General features: G+C 42.3%; 19 protein-coding genes and 1 tRNA gene. 14 read left to right on the top strand and 6 right to left on the bottom strand.

Annotated features, from left to right (window positions below):
* Nucleotides 1-15: 15 nt before the first annotated feature.
* Together rpoZ and gmk are read right to left on the bottom strand one after the other, a co-directional pair.
* Nucleotides 16-291: a DNA-directed RNA polymerase subunit omega gene (rpoZ, locus tag PR709_RS11260; RefSeq protein ID WP_004262665.1), complete on the bottom strand. Its 276-nt coding sequence runs from the start codon at nt 289-291 to the stop codon at nt 16-18.
* A 57-nt stretch (nt 292-348) separates the two neighbouring features.
* Nucleotides 349-972, bottom strand: a complete 624-nt coding sequence (gmk, locus tag PR709_RS11265) for a guanylate kinase (protein WP_004923701.1) — start codon at nt 970-972, stop codon at nt 349-351.
* 412 nt (nt 973-1,384) lie between these two features.
* Here gmk and ligB point away from each other — a divergent pair, with 412 nt between their 5' ends.
* Nucleotides 1,385-3,097, top strand: coding sequence for an NAD-dependent DNA ligase LigB (ligB, locus tag PR709_RS11270; protein ID WP_196715924.1), 1,713 nt, complete (start codon nt 1,385-1,387; stop codon nt 3,095-3,097).
* A 20-nt stretch (nt 3,098-3,117) separates the two neighbouring features.
* Here the strand turns inward: ligB and PR709_RS11275 are convergent, their stop codons facing one another.
* Nucleotides 3,118-3,732, bottom strand: a complete 615-nt coding sequence (locus PR709_RS11275; RefSeq protein ID WP_004923710.1) for a trimeric intracellular cation channel family protein — start codon at nt 3,730-3,732, stop codon at nt 3,118-3,120.
* Nucleotides 3,733-3,858: 126 nt separating this feature from the next.
* On the opposite strand from PR709_RS11275, the gene PR709_RS11280 reads away from it, so the two are divergent.
* Complete coding sequence (locus PR709_RS11280; protein WP_004923712.1) at nt 3,859-5,187, top strand: DUF3748 domain-containing protein; 1,329 nt, start codon at nt 3,859-3,861, stop codon at nt 5,185-5,187.
* A gap of 263 nt (nt 5,188-5,450) precedes the next feature.
* Here the strand turns inward: PR709_RS11280 and PR709_RS11285 are convergent, their stop codons facing one another.
* Nucleotides 5,451-5,810 (bottom strand): YceK/YidQ family lipoprotein, encoded by a 360-nt coding sequence (locus PR709_RS11285; RefSeq protein ID WP_004923714.1) that lies wholly within the window; start codon nt 5,808-5,810, stop codon nt 5,451-5,453.
* 347 nt (nt 5,811-6,157) lie between these two features.
* Between PR709_RS11285 and PR709_RS11290 the strand changes: the two genes are divergently transcribed.
* The gene (locus tag PR709_RS11290; RefSeq protein WP_004923717.1) at nt 6,158-7,816 is read left to right on the top strand and encodes a putative transporter; all 1,659 of its coding nucleotides are present in this window, start codon (nt 6,158-6,160) and stop codon (nt 7,814-7,816) included.
* A gap of 282 nt (nt 7,817-8,098) precedes the next feature.
* Here the strand turns inward: PR709_RS11290 and PR709_RS11295 are convergent, their stop codons facing one another.
* Nucleotides 8,099-9,355 (bottom strand): valine--pyruvate transaminase, encoded by a 1,257-nt coding sequence (locus tag PR709_RS11295; protein ID WP_004923720.1) that lies wholly within the window; start codon nt 9,353-9,355, stop codon nt 8,099-8,101.
* Between the two features lie 206 nt (nt 9,356-9,561).
* Complete coding sequence (locus tag PR709_RS11300) at nt 9,562-10,125, bottom strand: DNA-3-methyladenine glycosylase I (RefSeq protein WP_272570893.1); 564 nt, start codon at nt 10,123-10,125, stop codon at nt 9,562-9,564.
* 193 nt (nt 10,126-10,318) lie between these two features.
* Between PR709_RS11300 and glyQ the strand changes: the two genes are divergently transcribed.
* The 11 genes from glyQ (at nt 10,319) to PR709_RS11355 (ending at nt 24,763) form a co-directional block, all read left to right on the top strand.
* Nucleotides 10,319-11,227, top strand: coding sequence for a glycine--tRNA ligase subunit alpha (gene glyQ, locus PR709_RS11305; protein WP_004923728.1), 909 nt, complete (start codon nt 10,319-10,321; stop codon nt 11,225-11,227).
* A 9-nt stretch (nt 11,228-11,236) separates the two neighbouring features.
* On the top strand, nt 11,237-13,306 hold the full coding sequence (gene glyS / locus PR709_RS11310) for a glycine--tRNA ligase subunit beta (protein WP_004923731.1): 2,070 nt from the start codon (nt 11,237-11,239) through the stop codon (nt 13,304-13,306).
* 212 nt (nt 13,307-13,518) lie between these two features.
* A tRNA-Pro gene (locus tag PR709_RS11315) sits at nt 13,519-13,595 on the top strand.
* A gap of 281 nt (nt 13,596-13,876) precedes the next feature.
* Nucleotides 13,877-15,457, top strand: a complete 1,581-nt coding sequence (locus tag PR709_RS11320; protein WP_004923734.1) for a ShlB/FhaC/HecB family hemolysin secretion/activation protein — start codon at nt 13,877-13,879, stop codon at nt 15,455-15,457.
* A gap of 849 nt (nt 15,458-16,306) precedes the next feature.
* On the top strand, nt 16,307-17,914 hold the full coding sequence (gene dppA / locus PR709_RS11325) for a dipeptide ABC transporter periplasmic-binding protein DppA (protein WP_014656985.1): 1,608 nt from the start codon (nt 16,307-16,309) through the stop codon (nt 17,912-17,914).
* A gap of 178 nt (nt 17,915-18,092) precedes the next feature.
* On the top strand, nt 18,093-19,112 hold the full coding sequence (gene dppB, locus PR709_RS11330) for a dipeptide ABC transporter permease DppB (protein ID WP_040132698.1): 1,020 nt from the start codon (nt 18,093-18,095) through the stop codon (nt 19,110-19,112).
* A gap of 11 nt (nt 19,113-19,123) precedes the next feature.
* Entirely contained in the window at nt 19,124-20,026 is a 903-nt protein-coding gene (gene dppC, locus PR709_RS11335; protein WP_004923748.1) for a dipeptide ABC transporter permease DppC, read from the top strand.
* A 12-nt stretch (nt 20,027-20,038) separates the two neighbouring features.
* On the top strand, nt 20,039-21,019 hold the full coding sequence (gene dppD / locus PR709_RS11340) for a dipeptide ABC transporter ATP-binding protein (RefSeq protein ID WP_004923750.1): 981 nt from the start codon (nt 20,039-20,041) through the stop codon (nt 21,017-21,019).
* A complete protein-coding gene (dppF, locus tag PR709_RS11345; protein WP_004923755.1) occupies nt 21,016-22,020 on the top strand; it encodes a dipeptide ABC transporter ATP-binding subunit DppF in 1,005 nt (334 codons plus the stop codon). Before dppD ends, dppF begins: the two co-directional genes overlap by 4 nt.
* Before the next feature lie 399 nt (nt 22,021-22,419).
* The gene (locus PR709_RS11350) at nt 22,420-23,115 is read left to right on the top strand and encodes a HAMP domain-containing protein (RefSeq protein WP_004923758.1); all 696 of its coding nucleotides are present in this window, start codon (nt 22,420-22,422) and stop codon (nt 23,113-23,115) included.
* Nucleotides 23,116-23,284: 169 nt separating this feature from the next.
* A complete protein-coding gene (locus PR709_RS11355; RefSeq protein WP_014656983.1) occupies nt 23,285-24,763 on the top strand; it encodes a M16 family metallopeptidase in 1,479 nt (492 codons plus the stop codon).
* The last annotated feature ends 29 nt before the right edge of the window (nt 24,764-24,792 follow it).

Genomic DNA, 24,792 nt, shown 5'->3' on the forward strand with positions numbered 1-24,792 from the left:
GACCCACCTTAGTAATTAGCGACGACCTTCAGCGATAGCAGAAACTGCTTGCATTTCAGCCGCTTCTTGCTCCTGCTGTTCTTGACGTTCACGTACATCCAGTATGTGACCGTTAATTAAACCTTCTTCTACTTCACGTAGTGCGATAACTGTATATTTATCGTTTTCTTCAGGAACTAAAGGATCTTTACCGCCAGTTTGCAACTGACGAGCTCGACGAGCCGCGACCAGTACAAGGTCAAAGCGGTTACCAATTTTTTCTACAGCGTCTTGAACCGTTACGCGTGCCATAAATGTGCTACTCCAAAAGAAATAAAAAAATGACCTGATATGATACTGAAACTATGCTCAGTCTGCCAGTAATTTGCTGATTAAAGCATCATGTCGCTGGACTTGGCGCTCCAATCTTAAGCGTTCGCTGCGAATAATCGATTGCAAATCGCTCAATGCGGTATTGAAATCATCATTTACAATGAGATAGTCGTACTCATTGTAATGTTCAATTTCGCCAACAGCTTGTGACATGCGTTTCTCAATGACCTCATCGCTGTCTTGGCCACGACCTCGCAAACGGCGATAAAGCTCATCTTTTGATGGCGGTAGTATAAAGATACTACGTGCTTCTGGCATGGCGGCACGAATCTGTTGCGCACCTTGCCAGTCAATATCGAGAAAAACATCAACCCCACTTTTGAGGACTTCTTCAATGATCGGCCGTGAAGTACCATAGTAGTTGCCAAAGACACAGGCATGCTCTAAGAACTCATTATTTTCGACCATTGCCAAAAATTCAGTTTCGGATACAAAGAAATAGTGCTCACCATGAACTTCACCGGGGCGTGCAGCTCTTGTTGTATGAGAGACTGAAACTTGAGTGTCATACAACGGTTGTGTTTTCAACAACGCCTGGATCAGGCTGGACTTACCTGCACCGCTTGGCGCAGAAACAATATATAATGTGCCTTGTATCATGATGGTTTCTTGAATAATCGAGGGTTAAACATAAATGATAATGATAAACCCCACATAGTATACACGGACTTACACCAACATGCAGCGTTATCAATCAAGCATGAAGCATGCTTGTTTCTCTTTAAGCTGCCATATTCTTGATGATATTCATTAACGCGAACGGCAAACGGCAGTGCGCTGATAGCGATTCATTTCTTATTGCATCTCAAATTATCTAGAGTATACAGCGCAATTTATTTAAGAAATAGATGAATTGCGAAGCCGTTCCAGAAAATATTTTTTTATTGATGCAAAGTACACTCTTTTTGCGAAATGTTTTGCAGAAGTATCGAAATTAAGCTGATAGTTTTGGATTATCGCGTCAGGATCGATGTGCAATCTGAAGGGATAACTAAAGGAATAAGGACAGCTTATGCAAAAGGGATTTGTTCAGGAAAAAAGAGGGCGGGCTGCTCAATACGTCTTTGTGGTACTGAGTTTTTACTGTAGCTATGTGTCAGCCGACGCAACACGGCTTTTTTATCCCCACCAATGCTCAACATTGAGTCAGGATGAGTTAAAAAAAGAGAGCCAGAAATTGGGCGAGCAGTTGCAGCAATGGAACCGTCTATACCGTTTATCGGGGAATAGCCCCGTAACAGATGAAACATATGATCAACTGCTGAATACATGGCAACAATGGCAAAAGTGCCAAAATTTGTCTGGGCAATTACCGCCTATCCATTTGCCACCTCATTCGCGCACAGTCAAGCATCCTATTGTGCATACGGGCTTAAAAAAATTAAATGAAGTGGATATTGGAAAATGGATAGATACACGGGAGGAGGTCTGGCTACAACCGAAGGTTGATGGCGTTGCCATTTCGTTGGTTTATCAACAAGGGAAATTGGTTTCAATGATCAGTCGTGGAAATGGTATTGAGGGGCTTGAATGGCGTGATAAGGCGGATTTTATTCCAGCTATCCCCAAGCAACTACCGACATCACAACCACAGCTTATATTACAAGGAGAGCTATTTTGGCGGCTAAAAGATCATAGGCAACAAGCCAGTGGTGGGGTTAATGCCAGAAATCAAGTTGCAGGGTGGTTAATGCGCAAAAGTAAGCCTGTAACCCCTGAGGCCAATATTGATGTCTTTATTTGGGCATGGCCAGAGGGAGTGGGGAAAGCCGAAGAGCAATGGCGGCAACTGGCAAATTTAGGGTTTCCACTTACTCAGCAATATAGCCATAAAGTCACGACTATGGCACAAGTGAAAAAATGGCAGTCCTATTACTATCAACAGCCGATGCCTTTTGCGACAGACGGTATTGTACTTAAGTCATTTCCAACGCCACGGGTAGCGGCATGGCAAGTGAATCACAACAGTTGGTCTGTAGCTTGGAAGCATCCTTATGCTCGAATCGCCTCAAAAGTGACTAACCTCCATTTTCGCGTGGGGAGAACGGGGGCTGTGAGTGTGGTGGCGGAAATTGAACCTGTTGAACTAGATAGTAAAAAGGTGAGTCGGCTCTATTTAGGCTCATTGAAATCATGGCAGAAAAAGGATCTGCTGGTTGGTGATACTATTCAAGTGGCACTAGCGGGGCATGGTATTCCAAAACTTGAATCGGTAATTTGGCGCCTTCAACAACGCACCTACCCTGACTTATCTCAGTTTAAGCAGTTTCACGCTTTAAGCTGTTTTGTAATGACTCCTCAGTGTGAGCAGCAGTTTGTTGCTCGTTTAAATTGGCTAGGCAAGCAATTGAAGATAAAAGGAATTAGTGAAGCTACTTGGCGTGAATGGGCAGAACATTACCATCTGAATAAGCTGACAACATGGTTATCTCCAAGTTGGCAAACCAGTCTACCCAATACTAAAAAAACCAAGAAAATCATTGAGCAATTTAGGCTGGTGGGGCAGCAACCACTCATGAATTGGCTAAAAGGCTTAGGGATCCCTTTAAAAGATAAACATTTATCATTAATTACAGAATTAAGCCTATTAAATAATACGCTTTTTTTAGAGGGGTTAGGTTTGTCTATCATACAAAAAACAAAGCTTAATCAATGGCTTTCAACACCGGATATCAAAGAGATATTTCAGGTTATTGATGAGATAAGAAACGGGCCATCAATCTAACCGCTTGATGGCCTAAATCGTTAGTCTTGGCTTTCGTAGTTAAAAATGGGTAACCCTAAGCGATAACGTATGGCGATGAGCCGTGCGCTTAGCCCCGCGACGAGGGTAATAATAACGACGATGTCTTGTGGTAGTGGGGTATATAAAAGCCCAATATACAGCCATGCAGCGGCAAATGAGACGCCAGCATAAACTTCTTTTTGGAAAACGAGGGGGATGGTGTTACATAGCATGTCACGAAGGACACCGCCAAATACTCCGGTAATTACAGCAGCAATCGCGGCAATCACTGGGCTATAATTCATATCAAGGGCTATTTGGGCACCTAGAATTGAGAATACAATAAGGCCTATCGCATCTAAAATTAGAAACAAACGACGTAAATGTTTCATCATTGGTGCGATCCAAATAGTAACGATAGCGGCACCGGCGACTGTCAAGATATATTCGGGGTTTTGAACCCAACCTAATGGATAGTGCCCAAGTAAGACATCGCGCACAGAGCCTCCGCCAATGGCGGTCGCTGAGGCAATAATAATAACGCCGAAAACATCCATTTTACGGCGACCGGCTGCGAGGGCGCCTGTCATGGCCTCAGCGGTAATACCAATAATATAAAGAACACTTAATAACATAATGATTCTATTCGACACTAAAGTGATTGCTAAAGGGTAATATTACTTATAGAAATTCTCGACTGAGATTTTCTAGTGCCTTACAAAATAGATTAGTTAAAGTAATCCGATAGCCCATATTAAGAGATGTCAAAGGATAACAGATTGAACGGCAAATTACCTTATAAAGAAACTCAAATAACGCACGATAAGCGAAGTCATCAACTTACAAATATTAATGTTTGGACAGCGGATAGCCAATGGATAGCTTATGATGTTCGCCCTAGTCCGAGTTCATTTACTGGGTTGACCATAGAAAAAATTCATATTGAGCGTCAGATGCCATGTGAAATCTATCGCGCTAATCATGGTGCGCATGTGGGTGTTGTGACGGTAAGTGCTGAAGACCCACCTCGTTATGCCTTTATTCATGGCCCTGAATTTCCTGATGAGCAGTGGCAATACGATTTTCATCATCGCAGAGGCGTATACGTTAGAGATGATAAATTAGGAGAGGCGCATTCAATTGATGCCATGTGTATTACTCCACCTTATCTTGCAGGAGCATTAAGAGGAGGAACACATGTTCATGTCTTTAGTCCCGATGGTAAGTGGTTAAGTTTTACTTATAACGACCATGTTATGCATGAAAGAGATATTCGGTTAGATCAACGTAATGTTGCTATCGCTGTTCCTATCAAAGCAGTCAATGTGGAGCCGAAAGGTCATCAACGTGAGTATAGCGGGGAATATTTCTGCTGTGTTATTTCCCACACAACCCCAGAGCCGATTCTTGGCAGTCATCAAATCAGCCGAGCCTACGAAGAAGGTTGGATTGGGCAAAAAGGGTATTTATCAGATAATGGGCAGTGGCAAAGCAGGGCAATCGCGTTTATTGGTGATACTCACTCGCTTGATGGTGAAATTATTCCTGAAATCTTCATCGTTGACCTGCCCGAGGATGAGAATGCCTTTATGCAACAAGGTGATTTCCCGCTGCAAGGCACGGATTCTCGGCTACCTTTTCCCCCTAAAAATATTCAACAACGTAGGTTGACATTTACCCATGAGCGGCAATATCCAGGGCTGGCGAAACAACCAAGGCACTGGTTACGTTCATCGCCTGATGGCCGTTTTATTGCCTGTTTAATGAAGGATGATAATGGCGTTGTTCAGTTATGGTTAGCCAGTACATCGACAGGAAGTCTTAAGCAAATTACACAGTGTTCCTCATCTATCCAATCTGCCTTTAGTTGGGATAGTCAGGGCAAGCATATTGCCTTTATTTGTGATAACAGCGTGATGCGTTGCAATGTGATTTCAGGTGAATTAGAAAGATTGACGGTGCGAAGTGCAACCGCTCCCGTTGCGGACGCCGTTGTGTTTTCACCTGATGACCGTTTGATTGCTTTTATGCGTGATGACACAAAGGGGTATAGGCAAATTCATATTGTAGAAACAGGCTTAGGATGCTAAATCGCATGCTAGGTAACCACCTAGATAAAGTAAGAGAGAAGAGGCGAAAGTGCCTCTTCTCAATACTCGAAATATAATTAATTAGCTAGTGTTTATAGTGTTAATTAATTATATCTTAGTAATTTATTCGGTGATTTAATCATTATTAAATCGTGTTAATTAGAATAACATTGAAAAAAGTATGCAAATAAAGAGTAAAACAAAGAGTAATTAATTATAAAATTAATACTCATTAACTGAATATGTTACTTGTAACAAATACGCTATTCTAGATTGCTCTCTAAAGAGTCTGGGTGGTTATTTATTTGGGTATTAGCTTGTTTATCGAGTGCTTCAATACGCTTTTTAGGTGAACTCTCTTCAGAGTTACTATCAGATTTCACATAATCTAAGGGAATAAGCAATGTGTCCATTACCGCGGTAAAGGGTAAATCAATCGCTAATAGCGGGCGCATAACCCAGCCAGTATCTTTATCTTTAATCATTTCGATACTGTTTTTAGAGCCGGGGTAATAACCGTCAGAAGGCCCGGCATGAGTCATAATGCTTGAACAACCTGAAAGTATTAATGGTGTAAAACATATCAATATTCTTTTTAGCAATAGTCCAGCCATATAGTCCATTTAACCTATGTTTTAAATTTATTATCTTTCCCTGTGACAATAATAGCTAAAAATCAAAAATTCACAATCACAGCATAATATGAATTGTTGAATTTGTATTATAAAAATTGATAACTGTCTAAACAAATGATCTATTTTGTTACCAATATTAACTAATATCATTGAATGTTTAATACGTATATGTATTGGCATCAATCGGTGAGCTAATCTCTTTTTCATAAATGACGAACTGTGGACTAATGCACATATTACTTTGTTTTTATTTGACATAATCGATTCAGTTGTACGTTTTATCGTCTTTCACGTTACGCTTTGTAAGTGACTTTTCGTCAAAAGGATAGCGGTCTATGAGTGAATTAGCTCTTACTGTGAGTTTGTTGGCGTTAGCTGCTGCACTTGGTTTATGGATAGGTAATTGGAAAATCCGTAATGTTGGCCTTGGGATCGGCGGGGTATTATTTGGCGGTATTATTGTCGGCCATTTCGCACAAAGCTATGGTTTACAACTCAATGGTCACATGCTGCATTTTATTCAGGAATTTGGCTTGATCCTGTTTGTTTATACTATCGGTATTCAAGTGGGGCCAGGTTTCTTCTCATCATTGCGTGTTTCTGGATTAAAACTAAATGGCTTTGCTTTATTAGTTGTTGTATTAGGTGCTGTAGTAACCGCGGTTATCTACAAATTAGCCAATATTCCGTTACCAATTATTTTGGGGATTTTTTCTGGTGCGGTCACGAATACGCCTTCTTTAGGTGCAGGCCAGCAAATACTCACTGACTTAGGCTCGGACCCTGCGCTGGTTGGGCAAATGGGAATGGGATATGCCATGGCTTATCCGATGGGCATATGTGGTATTTTGCTAGTAATGTGGTTGATCCGTATCATTTTTAGGATCAGTGTTGATAAAGAAGCCGCAGCTTTTAGCAGCCAGAATGTGCATCAGCGAGAAACATTGCAAACGATGAATATTGCGGTTCGCAATACCAACTTAGATGGCTTGATGATGCAAGATATTCCTTTATTAGGAAGTGAGGATATTGTTTGCTCAAGATTGAAAAGAGGCGAAATGCTTATGGTGCCTCAGCCTACAACGGAAATTCAATTAGGCGATTTACTGCATGTGGTTGGGCAAAAAGAAGACCTTAATAAAGTCCGTTTAATTCTTGGTGAGGAGGTGGATGCATCATTATCGACATCTGGCTCAATACTTCACTCTGTTCGTGTAGTAGTAACAAATGATTCAGTATTGAGTAAACGTCTACGTGATCTGAACTTAAAACAGAAATATGACGTGGTGGTCACTCGACTAAATCGAGCAGGGATTGAGCTTGTGGCGAATAATAATTCAGTACTGCAATTCGGTGATATTCTCAATATTGTGGGAAGGCCTGAGTCTATTGAAGCCGTTAGCGCATTGCTTGGCAACGCCAAACAAAAACTACAGCAAGTACAAATGCTACCTGTGTTTATTGGTATAGGTCTTGGTGTTGTGTTGGGGTCGATACCTCTTTTTATTCCGGGTTTCCCCGCAGCATTAAAACTTGGGCTGGCAGGTGGACCATTGGTCATCGCACTGATTTTAGGGCGTATAGGCACCATAGGGCGTTTATATTGGTTTATGCCGCCTAGTGCTAACCTTGCATTACGGGAGCTCGGTATTGTGATGTTCCTTGCCGTGGTCGGTTTAAATTCAGGCGGTGGTTTTATTGATACCTTAGTTAAAGGTGATGGGCTAACTTGGATCGGCTACGGTTTATTAATCACCTTTGTTCCGTTATTTATTACTGGCCTTATTGCTCGGATCTTCGGCAAGATGAATTACCTCAGCCTGTGTGGTGTGCTGGCAGGTTCAATGACAGATCCACCAGCACTGGCATTTGCTAACAATATTCATTCAACCAGTGGGGCACCGGCTCTCTCTTATGCAACCGTCTATCCTTTAGCGATGTTTTTACGCATTATTTCACCGCAGCTATTGGCGATTTTATTTTGGACATTATGACGATAGTTGCTAAAAGTGATGATGGGCGAGAAGGGTATTTAGATATATAGAGGTAAAAATGGTGTTTATTCAAACGATGAATAATCTAAAAAGATGGTTTAATACAGTTGAATGATATTCGTAATGTAATATTTGATTACGGAGTTCTCGCTAATTTTTAGCCCTTTTAATTCATAAAAGGGCTTTTTTTTTATTTTTAGGGTATCAGGTATCTATTAACCGTGTTAGTTAACCAGTCATCCTTGATATACAAGGATGACAACAAGCTAACGACAGGAACATCTAACATTCGACAGTTTGATAAGCCAATTCTAATTCTTCAGCAAGGATAGCAATACCTTTCTCGATTTTTTCTGGCTCTGGCACATAATTCATTCGCATACATTGATGTGCATGTGGCCAGTTTTCTTCTAGACCAGGGAAAAAGTAATGCCCCGGAACCATTAAAACACCGCGTTTTTTTAGTCGTTGATAGAGTTCTAAGCTAGTAATCGGCAAATCTTTGAACCATAACCATAAGAAAATAGCACCTTCAGGCTTATGGATCAGACATTTATCTTCAGGAATATAGCGACGGATAATGCGGATAACCTCTTCTACACGTTGTTTATAGAAGGGGCCAATAACATTTTTTGATAAAGAAATCAGATCATCCCGCTGCAACATTTCCAACGCTAATGCAGGGCCAACACTACCCGGTGCAAGGCTAATAATGCCGTTCATGTTACTCACCGCTTCAATGATCTCTTCATTCGCGATGATAATACCGCAACGAGTACCGGGTAACCCTAGCTTAGACAAGCTCATACACAGAATGACATTCTCATTCCAAAATGGCGTCGCTTCACTAAAAATAATGCCAGGGAAAGGAACTCCATAAGCGTTATCAATGAGTAATGGAATGTTGTGTTGCTTTGCCAGTTTATCAAGGTGCTCCACTTCCTCATCGGTTATCACGTTACCGGTAGGGTTTGTTGGGCGTGAAACACAGATAACACCAATATCATCAGTTACTTCTAATGTATTAAAATCAACGTGATATTTAAATTGACCATTCGGTAAATATTCAATTTGTGGCTTATTTGCCACAAATAGATCGTCATCTAGCCCTGAATCGGCATAGCCAACATATTCGGGGGCTAGTGGGAATAGAACCTTACGAGTGATGCCATCTTCAAAACGACCAGCAAGCAAGTTAAATAGGTAGAAAAACGCGCTTTGGCTGCCATTGGATAGGGCAATATTTTTGGCGCTAATATTCCAGCCTAGTTTTGCTTTTAGGGTTGCTGCTAGCGCTTTCAACATGGCATCTTTACCTTGTGGGCCGTCATAGTTACACAAAGTATCCGTTAATTTACCGTTGGCGCACATTTCTGCTAATAGTGTTTGGAAATAGGCATCCATCTCAGGGATATGAGCAGGGTTCCCACCACCTAGCATAATTGCACCGGGAGTTCTCAAGCCATCATTCAAGTCTTTCATTAATGTTGATATACCTGAATTTTGTGCGAATTTATTACCGAATTTAGAAAATATCATCTCATTTATTCACATATGTTAAGTAGGTTGTTAATGGAATTTAAAAACATACTCTGCTCGACAAGAGAGTTCAACAGCTTCAATCAATATAACATTGATACAAAATACTGCTTTTTTATTAACTTCTGGGCTGATATTTGTGAAAATTGGTTAAAATATGGTGAATGTTGCTTTTGATAATGGGGGTGATGCCGATTCATTCTGATTTATTTATAGTGGCAACAATCTTTTAAATGGTCATTAATCATGCCTGTCGCTTGCATAAAAGCATAACAAGTAATGGAACCAATAAACTTAAATCCACGTTTTTTAAGTGCTTTGGATAAACGTTTTGAAAGCTCTGTCTCTGTGGGAACTTGAGTGTGAGACTGCCACTGGTTGACGATAGGTTTGCCACCCACAAATTGCCATAAAAATGTTGAGAAATCCTCGCCGTTTTCAGCCATTTTTAAATAAGCCTTTGCATTAGCAATAATCGCGTTAATTTTAGCGCGGTTCCGAATGATACGAGGATCCTGCATTAAGCTGTCAACATCTTGTTCACTCATCATGGCAATTTTTGCAGGATCAAACTGATGGAACAGTATGCGATAATCTTGGCGTTTTTTTAAAATGGTGTACCAAGAAAGCCCAGCTTGTTGACCTTCTAAGCAGATCATCTCAAATAGCTGTTGGTTATCCTTTGTTGGCTTTCCCCATTCATTATCATGGTAGGCGATATATTCTGGGTCTTGATTTACCCAATGGCAACGAATTGGCGATGAATTCATTTTGTCTCCTTTCAAGGGGGGCCAAGGCTTATATGCCCTATTTATACTGTATAAATGTCCAGTTTAAAAGAGACAAAATAAAGTTTTTTTATTTATAGGGCAAATAGACGTAGATTCAATGCTGTATATCTGGCGGTCAAAGGGTATACTGACGTACTTTCATTAAATCATATGTATCGCGTGCGGATCTAACATGCAAAAGTTTGATACCAAAACCTTCCAAGGTCTTATCCTGACATTGCAGGATTACTGGGCGCGCCAAGGCTGCACCATTGTTCAACCACTGGACATGGAAGTCGGCGCAGGAACATCTCATCCAATGACGTGCTTGCGTGCGTTAGGGCCTGAGCCAATTGCGGCGGCTTATGTTCAGCCTTCTCGTCGTCCTACTGATGGCCGTTACGGTGAAAACCCAAACCGCCTTCAACATTACTATCAGTTTCAAGTGATCATTAAGCCATCACCTGACAATATTCAAGAACTTTACCTCGGCTCATTGAAGGAATTGGGAATTGATCCCACCGTTCATGATATCCGTTTTGTTGAGGATAACTGGGAAAACCCAACACTAGGCGCTTGGGGTCTAGGCTGGGAAGTGTGGCTAAATGGTATGGAAGTCACTCAGTTTACTTACTTCCAACAAGTTGGCGGGCTGGAATGCAAGCCTGTAACGGGTGAAATTACCTACGGTCTTGAACGCCTTGCTATGTATATTCAAGGTGTTGATAGCGTTTATGACCTTGTTTGGTGCGATGGCCCACTCGGTAAAACGACCTATGGTGATATTTATCATCAAAATGAAGTTGAGCAGTCAACCTATAACTTTGAATATGCTAATGTCGATTTTCTTTTTAAATGCTTTGAAGAGTATGAGAAAGAAGCTCAATATTTACTGTCACTAGAAACACCACTGCCGCTACCGGCTTATGAGCGCATTTTGAAAGCGGCTCATACATTTAACTTACTGGATGCTCGTAAAGCAATCTCAGTGACAGAACGCCAGCGTTATATTCTACGTATCCGTACCCTAACTAAAGGGGTTGCCGAAGCTTATTATGCTTCCCGTGAGGCGCTCGGATTCCCTATGTGTCACAAGAATTAAGAGGCTGTCATGACTCAACAGACTTTCCTAGTGGAAATCGGCACAGAAGAGTTACCGCCGAAGGCTCTTCGTTCATTAGCTGAATCATTTGCGGCAAACTTTACGGCTGAATTGGATAGCGCGGATATTGCACACGGTGAAGTTAGCTGGTTTGCAGCACCTCGCCGTTTGGCCTTAAAAGTCGCTGCTCTTGCAGACTCATCACCTGACCGTGAAGTTGAAAAACGTGGCCCTGCGATTTCTGCTGCTTTTGGCGCTGACGGTCAACCAACCAAAGCTGCTGAAGGGTGGGCTCGTGGTTGCGGTATTTCCGTTGACCAAGCCGAGCGTTTAAAAACGGATAAAGGTGAATGGTTACTTTATCGCGCTCAAGTAAAAGGCGTAGCAGTTAGTGAATTGTTGGTCGATATGGTAAGCCGTTCTCTGGCTAAGTTACCTATTCCAAAACTCATGCGTTGGGGCGATAAAGAGACGCATTTTGTGCGCCCTGTCCACACCGTAACCTTATTATTGGGTAGCGATGTTGTTGACGGTGAAGTGCTAGGCATTAAGAGCGGTCGTACAATCCGTGGTCACCGTTTTATGGGTGAATCAGAGTTTACGATTGATCATGCAGACCAATATCCGGCGATCTTACGTGAACGCGGCAAAGTCATTGCTGACTATGAAGAACGTAAAGCCGTCATCAAAGCTGATGCTGAAAAAGCCGCGCTCGCCCTTGGTGGGAAAGCGGATTTAACCGACAGCTTACTAGAAGAAGTTGCTTCATTAGTTGAATGGCCTGTCGTATTAACTGCAAAATTTGAAGAGAAGTTCTTAGAAGTACCTGCGGAAGCATTGGTTTATACCATGAAAGGGGATCAGAAATATTTCCCTGTTTATGACAATGCTGGCAACCTGATGCCAAATTTCATTTTTGTGGCGAATATTGAATCTTCAGACCCACAACAAATTATCTCCGGTAATGAAAAAGTGGTACGTCCTCGTTTGGCGGATGCGGAGTTTTTCTTTAAAACTGACCGTAAACAACGTCTTGAAGATAATTTACCACGTTTGGAAACCGTTCTGTTTCAACAACAGCTTGGCACATTGCGTGATAAGACTGACCGTTTAGAAGCCTTATCAGGTTGGGTTGCAGCGAAGATTGGTGCAGATGTTAATCATGCGACTCGCGCGGGTTTGTTGGCAAAATGTGACCTGATGACCAATATGGTGTTTGAATTTACAGACACTCAAGGCGTGATGGGGATGCACTACGCACGCCATGACGGTGAATCAGAAGATGTTGCATTAGCACTGAAAGAGCAGTATCAACCTCGTTTTGCAGGGGATGCGTTGCCATCTACTGATGTTTCAGCGGCACTTGCCTTAGCCGAGAAAATGGACACCTTAGCCGGTATTTTCGGCATCGGTCAGCATCCGAAAGGTGATAAAGACCCATTTGCACTGCGTCGAGCTGCATTAGGCGTGTTACGCATTATTGTTGAAAAAGGCTATCAGCTTGATCTCGTTGAAATGACAGAAGAAGCCGTCCGCCTTTACGGTGATAAACTCACTAACAAAAATGTAGTGAATGATGTTGTTGAATTTATGCTTGGCCGCTTCCGTTCTTGGTATCAAGAGCTTGGCTATAGTATTGATACGATTCAAGCGGTGTTAGCGCGCCGTCCAACATCACCAGCCGATTTTGATGCACGTGTGAAGGCTGTGACTCACTTCCGTACATTGGAAGATGCAGAAGCTTTAGCGGCAGCCAATAAGCGTGTTTCGAACATCTTGAGTAAATCTAATGAGAAACTGGCTGATAAAGTTCTCGCATCTGTGCTAAAAGCACCACAAGAAGTGAAGTTGGCTACACACCTTGTTGTATTACAAGAAAAACTAGAGCCAATGTTTGCTGAGCGTAATTATCAAGATGCCTTAGTTGAATTGGCTTCTTTACGTGAAGTTGTGGATGCATTTTTTGCTGATGTTATGGTTATGGATGAAGATGAAGCGGTACGTATTAACCGTCTAACTCTGCTTAGCCAATTACGTGATTTGTTCTTGAAAGTTGCAGATATTTCATTGCTACAATAAATCGTGAACAAGTGATGGTATTGACTAAAAATATCATTTATTAATCTTTATAAGCCCTTGCAGGATAAGATCTTGCAAGGGCTTAATGTTGTCTTATAGGGGCGATTAGTTAAAAAACCCTATCAAGTTGATGGTTTTATCAGCATACAAACAAATTTAGTGAAAAATGGGTTGACGGGAAGGGCGCTCAACAGTATGATTCACACCGTTTTCGGCGAGTAGCGCAGCTTGGTAGCGCAACTGGTTTGGGACCAGTGGGTCGGAGGTTCGAATCCTCTCTCGCCGACCAGATTCCAGAACCCCACCTTATATGAGGTGGGGTTTTTTGCATTTGCACGTCAGCAAACATTTCACACAGTAATTTTTCTCATCATCCAAATACTGATTCTGGTGGCATGGTTTTTGTCTAACTTACCAACATGCGCTTTCAGAGTAACTTTGTTGTCCTTTCTCGTCATAATCTGTTGTTATGTTCATTAACGTTGTTTTCTTGAGTGTAATGAAAAGCATGATGTAGTCGCGAGTTGTTTATTACCTATCAATGGATTTTTCATAACAAGGAACCTGTTAATGAAAACAGCACCAACACTGTTTATTTTGTTATTTTTACTGTTCAACTATCTGCCTTGTTATGCCAATAGGCAGCTTGATTTTGCGGTGAAATCACCATCAACCCCCTGTATTGCGATTCACCAAGTTCATTTCTCAACATTGGCACTATTTCCGTTAATTACCTCGAGTGATATCAATAAATGGAAACAGGGCGTTGAAGGGAGATGTGTTAGTGAGGAAGGGCTATTGCGCTATGCAGACTTTCTTAACGCGCAGTTGGCTGAGGTAGGATATATCACATCGTCTATTCACTACCCAGAGCAAACTCTGTTATTTGGTGTGTTGCAGGTTGAATTAGTCGCGGGGAAGCTCGGCAGTATTGAGTATCAAGATAGTGCTAGCCAATCATTAGCGTACGCTTTTCCATTACGCAAAGGGCAAGTCGTAGATATCCACGCTATAAATCAAGGTCTGGCTAATTTACGCAATACCCAGTTGATCCCACATCAAATTCATATTGTTTCCGATCACGAACAGAACAATATGAACCGTTTAGTGATCCAACGTAATGCAGCAAGAGCTTTTAAAGGAAAACTACTTTTAGCGTCGAAACAATCACCGCAATTTCCTACCCATGTTGTCAGCAATCTGATTATGTTAGCTAATCCATTAGCACTGAATGATTTCTTTTTTCTAAATTTAGATAGTGATATTGGAAAAGAGCCTGAAAAGAAATTGAAATCGGTCTCCATTTTGTATTCAGTTCCTTACCATTATTGGTTATTGAGTTTATATGCGGGCTATCAAGAGAACAGCATTCATCAAAACTTCCAATTAATTGATAGCATTAAAGTTAGAAATGATGTGAGAAGCCGATTACTGTCGCTACAAGCTGAGTATGTTCTTCATCGAGCCTTATATCACTCAACGTCGATAAGTATGGGGACTCAAATTCAAACATTAGATCTCTTTTTAGAGCGATATCGTTTGAAAACCCAACAACGCTTTACGAGTTATCTTTTACTTGGGGTAAAGCATCAGCGTCATTTTGCACAAGGTAATGTGACATTTTCATTGAGTTATAAACAAGATACGGATTGGTTCGGTTCCACAAGGCGCCAAGTGACAGGGTTAGAGCGAGCCGGCATATATCTATTTTCGGTAGATTTTCAACGGCAATTTTATTTAGCCAACCAATCGATGTATCACCGACATGAGCTTGAAATGCAATTAAGTCGCTCGCCACTAGATCCGCAGCTTGAGCTAAATAGTCCTACTGGGAAATTTGGGATTAGGGGGTTCTCAAATAGCGTATTAACGGAGAATTTGGGAGATAACACGTTGAAACTTAAAAATGAGTGGGGGTGGTTTACCCCATGGCGGGGTTATGAGCTATATGGTGCATTGGATTTCGCCTCGACATCTTCGCAAAGCGCACATATTTGGCGAGAAAACAGGTTATTCGGTACAGAAATTGGTGTGAGAGGGCAGATTGATCGCTTGAACTACCAACTCTTTATCGAGGCTCCTCTTTGGCAGTCGGCGAAATTAGCAACGAACGCGGTGAATGTTGGGGCGAAAGTGAGTATTGATTATTAGCCAGTTTATTTGGTCGCAGTTTCATTGGCTATGAATATGGTTTATGCCCAAACATAAATAGGTAAGCAGAAGTCTGGTTGAAGTAGGGTTACACAGCAGCGAGTTCAAGGAAACCGTTATATTGTACTCATAAAGCCCCCAAATAACGGCTATTTAGGTATCTCTGAGCATTGTTGTGCAGGCATTGGAATACTTATAAAGCAATTAATATAGCGAGTAAAGGGGATGAGATTAGCGATATTCCGGCGTGAATAATTATAATGGATTGATATTAAAGTAAATTATTTATTTTGGAAAAGGCGAGTCATTGAATGAGAGCAGAGTCATATAGTGAAGGCCCGTAGAGAGAATGAAATCAAGTAGATCGTGCGATTATTGAAGTTATTAACTAATCAATAAATTGTTAAAATTTAATGAACCGTACTTTTTTATATGAATAAAAAACAAGCAAAATAATAACAACCTAAAGTAATTATTTATTTTAAACACACCAGAACTTTATGCCGCACTCTCTTAGGTGTTGCACTATTTTCGTTCAGTAATTCAGCACTTAATCACAAATATAAAAATAAATCACCCAGAGATAAAACACTATCCTGTAGTATTTTTATGGTTATTATGTCTGCCATATGACTTAAATAACCATACAAAGACCTAAGAACACTCTTAATATGTTTCTAAAATGTTATAGGATAGTTGTCTGTTTAAAGAGAGATACTATTGACGAAGTGGATGACAGTTGATTAATTGCACAGTGAATAACAAAAAAATACAGATCCCCTATCTGTCATTTCAAGGATGGGTTTGGGCATCAAGCAAATAACACATGAACACCACAGGAGCATACAGATGACGCTCTCAATCAAAAAGACAGGTTTAACCATTGGGCTAACACTTGCAGCACTTGCAGTTTCTGCTTCTGTGCAAGCGAAAACATTAGTCTACTGTTCAGAAGGCTCTCCAGAGGGCTTTAACCCTCAGCTATTTACTTCCGGTACGACTTACGATGCTAGCTCAATTCCACTCTATAACCGTTTAGTTGAGTTCAAACTTGGTACTACAGAGATAGAGCCAGGTTTAGCGGAAAGTTGGGAAGTAAGCGATGATGGCAAAGTTTATACTTTCCACTTACGTAAAGGCGTAAAATGGCATTCAAATAAAGAATTTAAGCCAAGCCGCGACTTTAATGCGGATGATGTCATTTATACCTTCATGCGTCAGAAAGATGCGAATCACCCATACCACAAAGTCTCCGGCGGTAGCTATGAGTACTTTATGGGCATGGATATGGATAAAATCATCGATAAAGTTGAAAAAGTTGATGATTACACCGTACGTTTCACACTCTCTCGTCCAGAGTCACCTTTTTTAGCTGATATGGCAATGGACTTTGCTTCCATTCTTTCTGCTGAATATGCTGACAAAATGTTAGCAGCGGGCACACCGCAAAAAGTGGATTTGAACCCTATTGGAACAGGCCCATTTGAGCTACAGCAGTACCAAAAAGATTCACGTATTCTTTATAAAGCCAACAAAGAGTATTGGGGTAATAAACCTAAAATTGATCGTTTAGTTTTTTCGATTACACCTGATGCGTCTGTCCGTTATGCCAAGCTGCAAAAAAATGAGTGTCAAGTTATGCCATACCCAAATCCGGCAGACTTGGAACGCATGAAGCAAGATAAAAATATTACATTGATGGAGCAACCTGGCTTGAACGTCGGTTATCTCTCTTTCAACGTTGAGAAAAAACCACTAGATAACCAGAAAGTGCGCCAAGCGCTATCTATGGCTGTGAATAAAGACGCTATCATCGATGCCGTTTATCAAGGTGCAGGACAGAAAGCGAAAAACTTAATTCCACCAACGATGTGGGGCTATAACGATGATGTGAAGGATTATGAATATAATCCTGAAAAAGCAAAAGCGTTATTGGCTGAGGCCGGGTTCCCGAATGGTTTCGAAATCGATTTATGGGCAATGCCAGTCCAACGTCCATATAACCCAAATGCGCGCCGTATGGCTGAGATGATCCAAGCTGACTGGGCAAAAATTGGTGTTAAATCGAAAGTAGTGAGCTATGAGTGGGGCGAATATCTGAAGCGTGCTAAAGATGGTGAACCGCAAACGGTAATGATGGGTTGGACCGGTGATAATGGTGACCCTGATAACTTCTTCGCGACACTGTTTAGCTGTGCGGCGAAAGAGCAAGGCTCTAACTATTCGAAATGGTGTTATCAAGGCTTTGAAGACTTGATCCAGCCTGCTCGTATGACAGCAGATCATAACAAACGTATTGATCTCTACAAGCAAGCACAGGTTGTTATGAATGAACAAGCACCAGCCCTGATCATTGCTCACTCAACGGTATATGAACCAGTCCGTAAAGAAGTGAAGGGCTATGTTGTCGACCCTCTCGGCAAACACCACTTTGAAAACGTCGATATTGAAAAATAATCGTTGTTAATTTGTATCAGCCCTTCGCCATCTTTTTGATAGCGAAGGGCGTTTTCACCTCTGAATTTCAGGGAAACAGAAAACTCAGTTCTTTGTGAGCAGACAGAAGAGTCACACTCTTCTGATTAGCCAAACGGACTCAGAGCCGTCAAAGGCATTATTAAAAGAGATTCAGGATATGTTGCAATTTATCCTCCGACGTTTGGGGCTAGTTATCCCTACGTTTATCGGTATCACATTACTCACGTTCGCATTTGTGCATATGATCCCGGGTGACCCCGTGATGATTATGGCAGGTGAAAGAGGCTTATCGCCCGAACGACACGCTTATTTAATGGCTGAATTGGGCTTAGACCAGCCATTGTGGAAACAATATCTTCACTATATTAATGGCATATTTCATGGTGACTTAGGGATTTCATTGAAAAGCCGGATAGCGGTTTGGGATGAATTTTTCCCCCGTTTTAAAGCCACGATGGAACTGGCAATCTGTGCGATGATTTTTGCAATTTCAGTGGGGATCCCTGTCGGTGTTTTAGCCGCAGTGAAGCGTGGCTCTATTTTCGATCACACAGCAATTGGCTTATCCCTAACAGGTTACTCAATGCCAATTTTCTGGTGGGGGATCATGTTAATCATGCTGGTGTCAGTGCAGTTGGATTTGACCCCTGTATCTGGGCGCGTTAGCGACAGTGTATTTTTGGATGACTCCTATCCGCTGACTGGTTTTATGCTGATTGATACCTTAATTTGGGGGGATGAAGGGAACTTTATTGATGCGGTTGAGCATCTCATACTTCCTTCCATTGTGCTTGGAACCATACCTCTGGCGGTGATAGTCCGTATGACTCGCTCATCGATGCTAGAAGTACTAGGGGAAGATTACATTCGTACGGCTCGAGCCAAAGGGGTTAGCCGTGCACGCGTTATTCTTATTCATGCGCTGAGAAATGCGATGCTGCCTGTTGTCACCGTGATTGGTTTACAAGTGGGTGTTATGCTCGCTGGCGCAATTCTAACGGAAACTATTTTTTCGTGGCCAGGTCTAGGTCGTTGGCTGATTGAAGGGCTTCAACGTCGTGATTACCCAGTGGTTCAAGGTGGGGTTTTATTAGTCGCAACTTTGATTATTTTTGTTAACCTCGTGGTTGATCTGCTGTACGGCATTGTTAACCCACGTATTCGTCATAAAAAATAAGGAGCGCTTACATGTCTCAATCTACTGAGCCAACGGTTGTCAGCGCCCCTAAGCCGATGACCCCATTCCAAGAATTTTGGCACTACTTTAAGCGTAATAAAGGTGCGGTTGCCGGAATGGCATATATCATTTTAATGATCTTAGTGGCTATTTTTGCAGGTGTTTTAGCCCCTCATGCACCAGATGAGCAGTTCCGCGATTTCTTATTGGTACCACCTGTTTGGGAATCCGGCGGAAGTTGGCAATTTATCTTAGGTACGGATGACGTTGGTCGAGATCTGTTATCTCGCTTAATGTATGGTGCACGCTTATCTCTGTTAGTCGGCTGCCTTGTGGTGGTGCTCTCATTGATTATGGGGGTGACGGTCGGCGTTATTGCAGGCTATTTTGGTGGTGTGGTCGATGCTGTGATTATGCGTATCGTTGACATCATGTTAGCCCTACCGAGTTTATTGCTGGCTTTAGTATTGGTGGCAATCTTTGGCCCTTCAATCGTTAATGCCTCACTTGCACTGACCTTCGTTGCATTGCCTCACTATATCCGGCTTACTCGCGCCGCGGTGTTGGTAGAAGTGAATCGCGATTATGTCACCGCTTCACGTGTGGCAGGCGCCGGTGCTACGCGTCAGATGTTTGTTAATATTTTACCGAACTGTTTGGCACCGCTAATTGTTCAAGCATCACTTGGCTTTTCTAATGCCATCTTAGATATGGCTGCTTTGGGTTTCCTTGGTATGGGAGCACAGCCACCAACACCTGAATGGGGCACAATGTTGTCTGACGTGCTGCAATTCGCTCAAAGTGCGTGGTGGGTCGTCACCTTCCCTGGTCTGGCAATCTTGTTAACTGTATTAGCGTTTAACCTGATGGGTGATGGTTTGCGTGATGCATTTGATCCAAAACTCAAGCAGTGATGAGGTAATCTAATGGCATTGTTAAATGTAGAACAACTCTCGGTACACTTTGGTGATGAAAGTACCCCGTTCCGTGCCGTTGACCGCATCAGCTATAGCGTTGAAAAAGGTCAGGTTGTTGGCATAGTGGGTGAGTCTGGCTCGGGGAAATCGGTAAGCTCTTTAGCGATAATGGGGCTGATAGACTATCCTGGGAAAGTGATGGCTAATTCGTTGCAATTTGACGGGCGTGACTTATTGTCTATTCCCGAAAAAGAGCGTCGGCAAATTGTTGGTGCCGATGTAGCGATGATATTTCAGGACCCTATGACCAGTCTGAACCCCTGTTTTACAGTGGGTTATCAGATAATGGAAGCGCTGAAAGTGCACCAAGGCGGTAGTAAAAGTACGCGTAAACAACGTGCAATTGATTTACTGACGATGGTCGGGATCCCTGACCCGAAATCGCGGCTTGATGTTTATCCACACCAGCTATCAGGTGGGATGAGTCAGCGGGTCATGATTGCGATGGCGATCGCATGTCGGCCTAAGTTATTGATTGCAGACGAACCGACGACCGCACTTGATGTGACGATCCAAGCACAAATTATTGAGTTATTGCTTGAATTACAACAACAAGAGAATATGGCCTTGGTCTTGATCACCCATGATCTTGCCTTGGTTGCTGAAGCGGCACATCACATTATTGTGATGTATGCGGGCCAAGTCGTGGAATCAGCGAAGGCCTCTGATATCTTTAAACATCCTCGTCATCCCTATACTCAAGCGCTGTTACGTGCCTTGCCTGAGTTTGCCACTAATAAATCTCGGTTAGCGTCATTACCGGGCGTTGTGCCGGGGAAATATGACCGACCACAAGGTTGTCTGTTGAACCCTCGCTGCCCCTATGCGACAGAGCGTTGTCGTATTGAGGAGCCTGAATTGCGCTCTGTTGGAGATAGGCAGGTGAAATGCCACATGCCGCTGGATGATATGGGGAGGCCGACACTATGAGTGAAAATCAACATAAGCCTTTACTACAGGCTATTAATTTAAAGAAATATTATTCAGCGAAAAGCGGTATATTTTCGGCAGAAAGGTTAGTCAAAGCTCTCGATGGCGTTTCATTTGAGCTAGAAAAAGGAAAAACACTCGCCGTTGTTGGAGAATCTGGGTGTGGTAAATCGACACTAGGTCGTTTACTGACCATGATTGAACAACCCACAGAGGGGGAGCTTTACTATCAAGACCAAAACCTACTGGTTAAAGACAAGGCGGCTGAAAAGCTACGTCGCCAAAAAATTCAAATTGTCTTTCAAAACCCATATGGCTCTTTAAATCCTCGTAAAAAAGTCGGGCAAATACTTGAGGAGCCTTTATTGATTAACACCTCGTTATCTAAAGAGCAGCGTAGAGAAAAGGTGTTATCGATGATGGCTAAGGTTGGGTTAAAAACGGAGCATTATGAGCGCTATCCTCATATGTTTTCGGGCGGGCAACGCCAGCGCATCGCAATCGCACGAGGGTTAATGTTAGATCCTGATGTTGTTGTTGCTGATGAACCAGTTTCAGCACTGGACGTTTCCGTACGCGCTCAAGTGCTTAACCTAATGATGGATTTGCAGCAAGAGCTAGGGCTATCTTATGTGTTCATTTCGCATGATCTATCCGTGGTTGAACATATAGCTGATGAAGTGATGGTGATGTATTTGGGGCGTTGCGTAGAAAAAGGAACTAAAGAACAGATCTTTAATAATCCTTTGCACCCTTATACTCAAGCACTGCTATCAGCAACACCAAGGTTAAACCCTGATTCACGGCGTGAAAGGATCAAGTTGACGGGAGAGTTACCAAGCCCGCTGAATCCACCACCGGGGTGCGCTTTTGCAGCTCGTTGCCGCCGAGCATTCGGGCAATGCACGCAATTCCAACCAGCTCTTAAAGAGTACGGAGGGCAACTGGTTGCCTGTTTTGCCGTCGATGAAGATGAAAAAAATAGCGTTGTAGCCAGTTAATCCCCACTAAGACGGCAGAAATATTGCTTTTCTGCCGTTATCCAGTGTGATACGTTGTTGTTGTTTCCGTAAATCCCCCCTTTGTCTTAATTACATAAACTTTCACTTTTAACTGCTCCTTTATTGATAAAATCAAGTATACTGAGAATAACTCAGTGACATCCAATGCCCCATAAAACCTACCTTTTTGGGCGCGCTACCCAAACTTATTGATTATTTGGCTTGAATAATGATTCGCGCCCAGTTGCAGTTTCGCAATATTGGTAAAAAATATTGTGATATGTTGGGTTAATGGGGGGATGTTAGTCGGTGTTTATCTGACTTTGTTGATAAAGGGCCGCTTTTTAAAGCGAAAAATATTCAATTCAAAAGAAGCTTGATAAAGAAGGTTTCGGAAACATGAAGAACAGGGTGCAACGTTCTCTAACGTTAAAAAGCATGATCGTATTTTTTGTGATCACGTTAAGCTCACTCGCCCTTTTTTTGGCAATTCAATTTAGTTACTTACTTGAGCAAAGAAAAGGTGACTATCTCAATCAGCTTAGTAATGCGGTTGTACAAATTCAAAAACCATTGACTGAATCATTATTAAGTTCAGATCTGAACGAAGTTAAACGGCTACTCGTGAGCTTGAAAACATCGGGTATTATGGGCAAAGCGATTGTGACAGTCGATGGGGCGACTGTTATCCATTTAGACTTTGCGACACCCCGTCCAATTCCTAGTTGGGCGGTGAAATTTGCCGGTATTCCAGTAGAGATGACAGTACCTTTGTATGCCTATGGGAATACCGTCTTGACGGCGAAACCCCAAGGGTATTTAACGCTGCAAGTTGATTCAAATCGTGTTTATCGATTCGCCTTCAACACGTTGGCATTAATGATAACGACATATTTGTTGTTAGTTTTGATCATTGCGATTGCGATGACATGGTGTGTAAGTCGAATGATTGTCAGGCCATTACGTAAAATTGCGCTAGAATTACAAGATGGCGGCGATCAAGACATCAAAGTATCAGGTTATCATAAGGATGACGAGATAGGCTTATTGGCGAAGAATTATAACCGCCAAAGAAAACAGCAAAATTCAGACTAAGTCATGAACATGTGGCGAGCTTTGTGGTCTAATATCGTTAATAATTGGTGTCACTTACAGTGTATGAGACCAAACCATATCGTTTAACCCTATAATTAGCGTTTTTCGTTAATTTATCAGTCATATTTTTGCGGTTAAATACAAGGATAGAAAATACATAGGGGTTTACATGCAGGGTTTGAAAATTCGGTATATCTTTAGTGTGGTGCTACTGTCAGTCGCTGGCCTTGCGAGTGCTGAGCCATTGCAGCCTGATCCAGCATGGCAGCAAGGAAAGCTTGAAAATGGCTTTAGCTGGCAGCTATTGCAGACTCCACAGCGTCCTAATGACCGAATTCAACTGAGATTGGCCATTAAAACAGGGTCTTTGTCAGAAAAAGCAAATGAAAAAGGTTACAGCTACTTAATCCCTAAAATGGCGCTGTTACATCAAACAGAAGCATTTCCAACCGCAACGTTGCAAAATTTTTGGCGTCAGGCAACCGATCCTGATGTTCCCATTCCGCCAGCGGTCGTCTCATATGACTACACAATTTATAGCTTGAGCTTACCACACAATAAGCCAGAGCTTCTCAAACAAGCACTCAACTGGTTAGCAACCTCCGCGGCTGGGGCAACTTATACCGAAACCACACTGCACAATGGTCTGAGTGTGACAAATGCTCCTGTTGCTACATTGCCTATTGATGCGACGGATCCTGTATGGCGCGCACGTCTGAAAGGCTCTGCAATGATGGGCTATGACCCAGGGCAAAAGGTTAAGGATAATGTAGATTTAGAGAGTGTGAATTCGTTTTACCAAAAATGGTATACGCCAGATGTTATGACGCTGTATGTTGCAGGTCATGTTGATTCACGCATGTTATCTGATTACATCACTCAAACGTTCTCTTCACTAGAAGGTAAACGTTCAGAGCCTGTTGCGGTAGCTGTTTTATCACAGGTGAAACCTCAATCCATCGACATTCTGCAAGATAAGCAAACAAAAGATAGCTTATCCCTGATTTGGGATATCGATTGGCAACCGATTAATGACTCTGCCGTACTGATGCGCTATTGGGGAAGTGATTTAGCCCGTGAAGCACTTTATCGTTCATTACAAAAAACTTTTAGCCAAAAGTTTAACCAAGATGAAGTGAATTCGAACTTAGATTGCCGAGTGCAATATCAGAAGGCTAGCTGTACGTTAACGGTTGCAGCAGCGCCAGAAAAAATGGCAGCAGTGACAGATGTTGTTCTCAATGAGCTATCAACCGCTGTTCAAAATGGGATTTCACCTGAATTGTTTGATGAAATGCTCAATGAAAAACAGGTGCAATTATCACAATTGTTTGCGGCCTATGCTCGTACCAGTACGGATGTGTTAGCAGGCCAACGCTTGATCTCTCAACAAAATGGGGTGGTTGATATCGCTCCTGAGCAGTATCAACGACTAAGGCAATCTTTCTTAGCGGGGCAAACGCTGGATCAAGTGAATATGGAAGTGCGTCGTTTATTGTCTCAAGAAGCTGCCTTTGTGTTGGTTCAACCGAAAGAGAAGCAGTTGATGGATGCTGAGCAAATCCGCCAGAAATTTACTAAGGTGCTGTGGCCACAGGTTGAGCCTACACCGGCAATTGAAGCGGAGCCTGCAAAAGCAGCGAAATAATCTGTCATTAAATAGCCCCAACTTAGGGG

Origin of the sequence: Providencia sp. PROV267, from assembly GCF_028477825.1 — a bacterium.
Taxonomy (GTDB): Bacteria; Pseudomonadota; Gammaproteobacteria; order Enterobacterales; family Enterobacteriaceae; genus Providencia; species Providencia stuartii.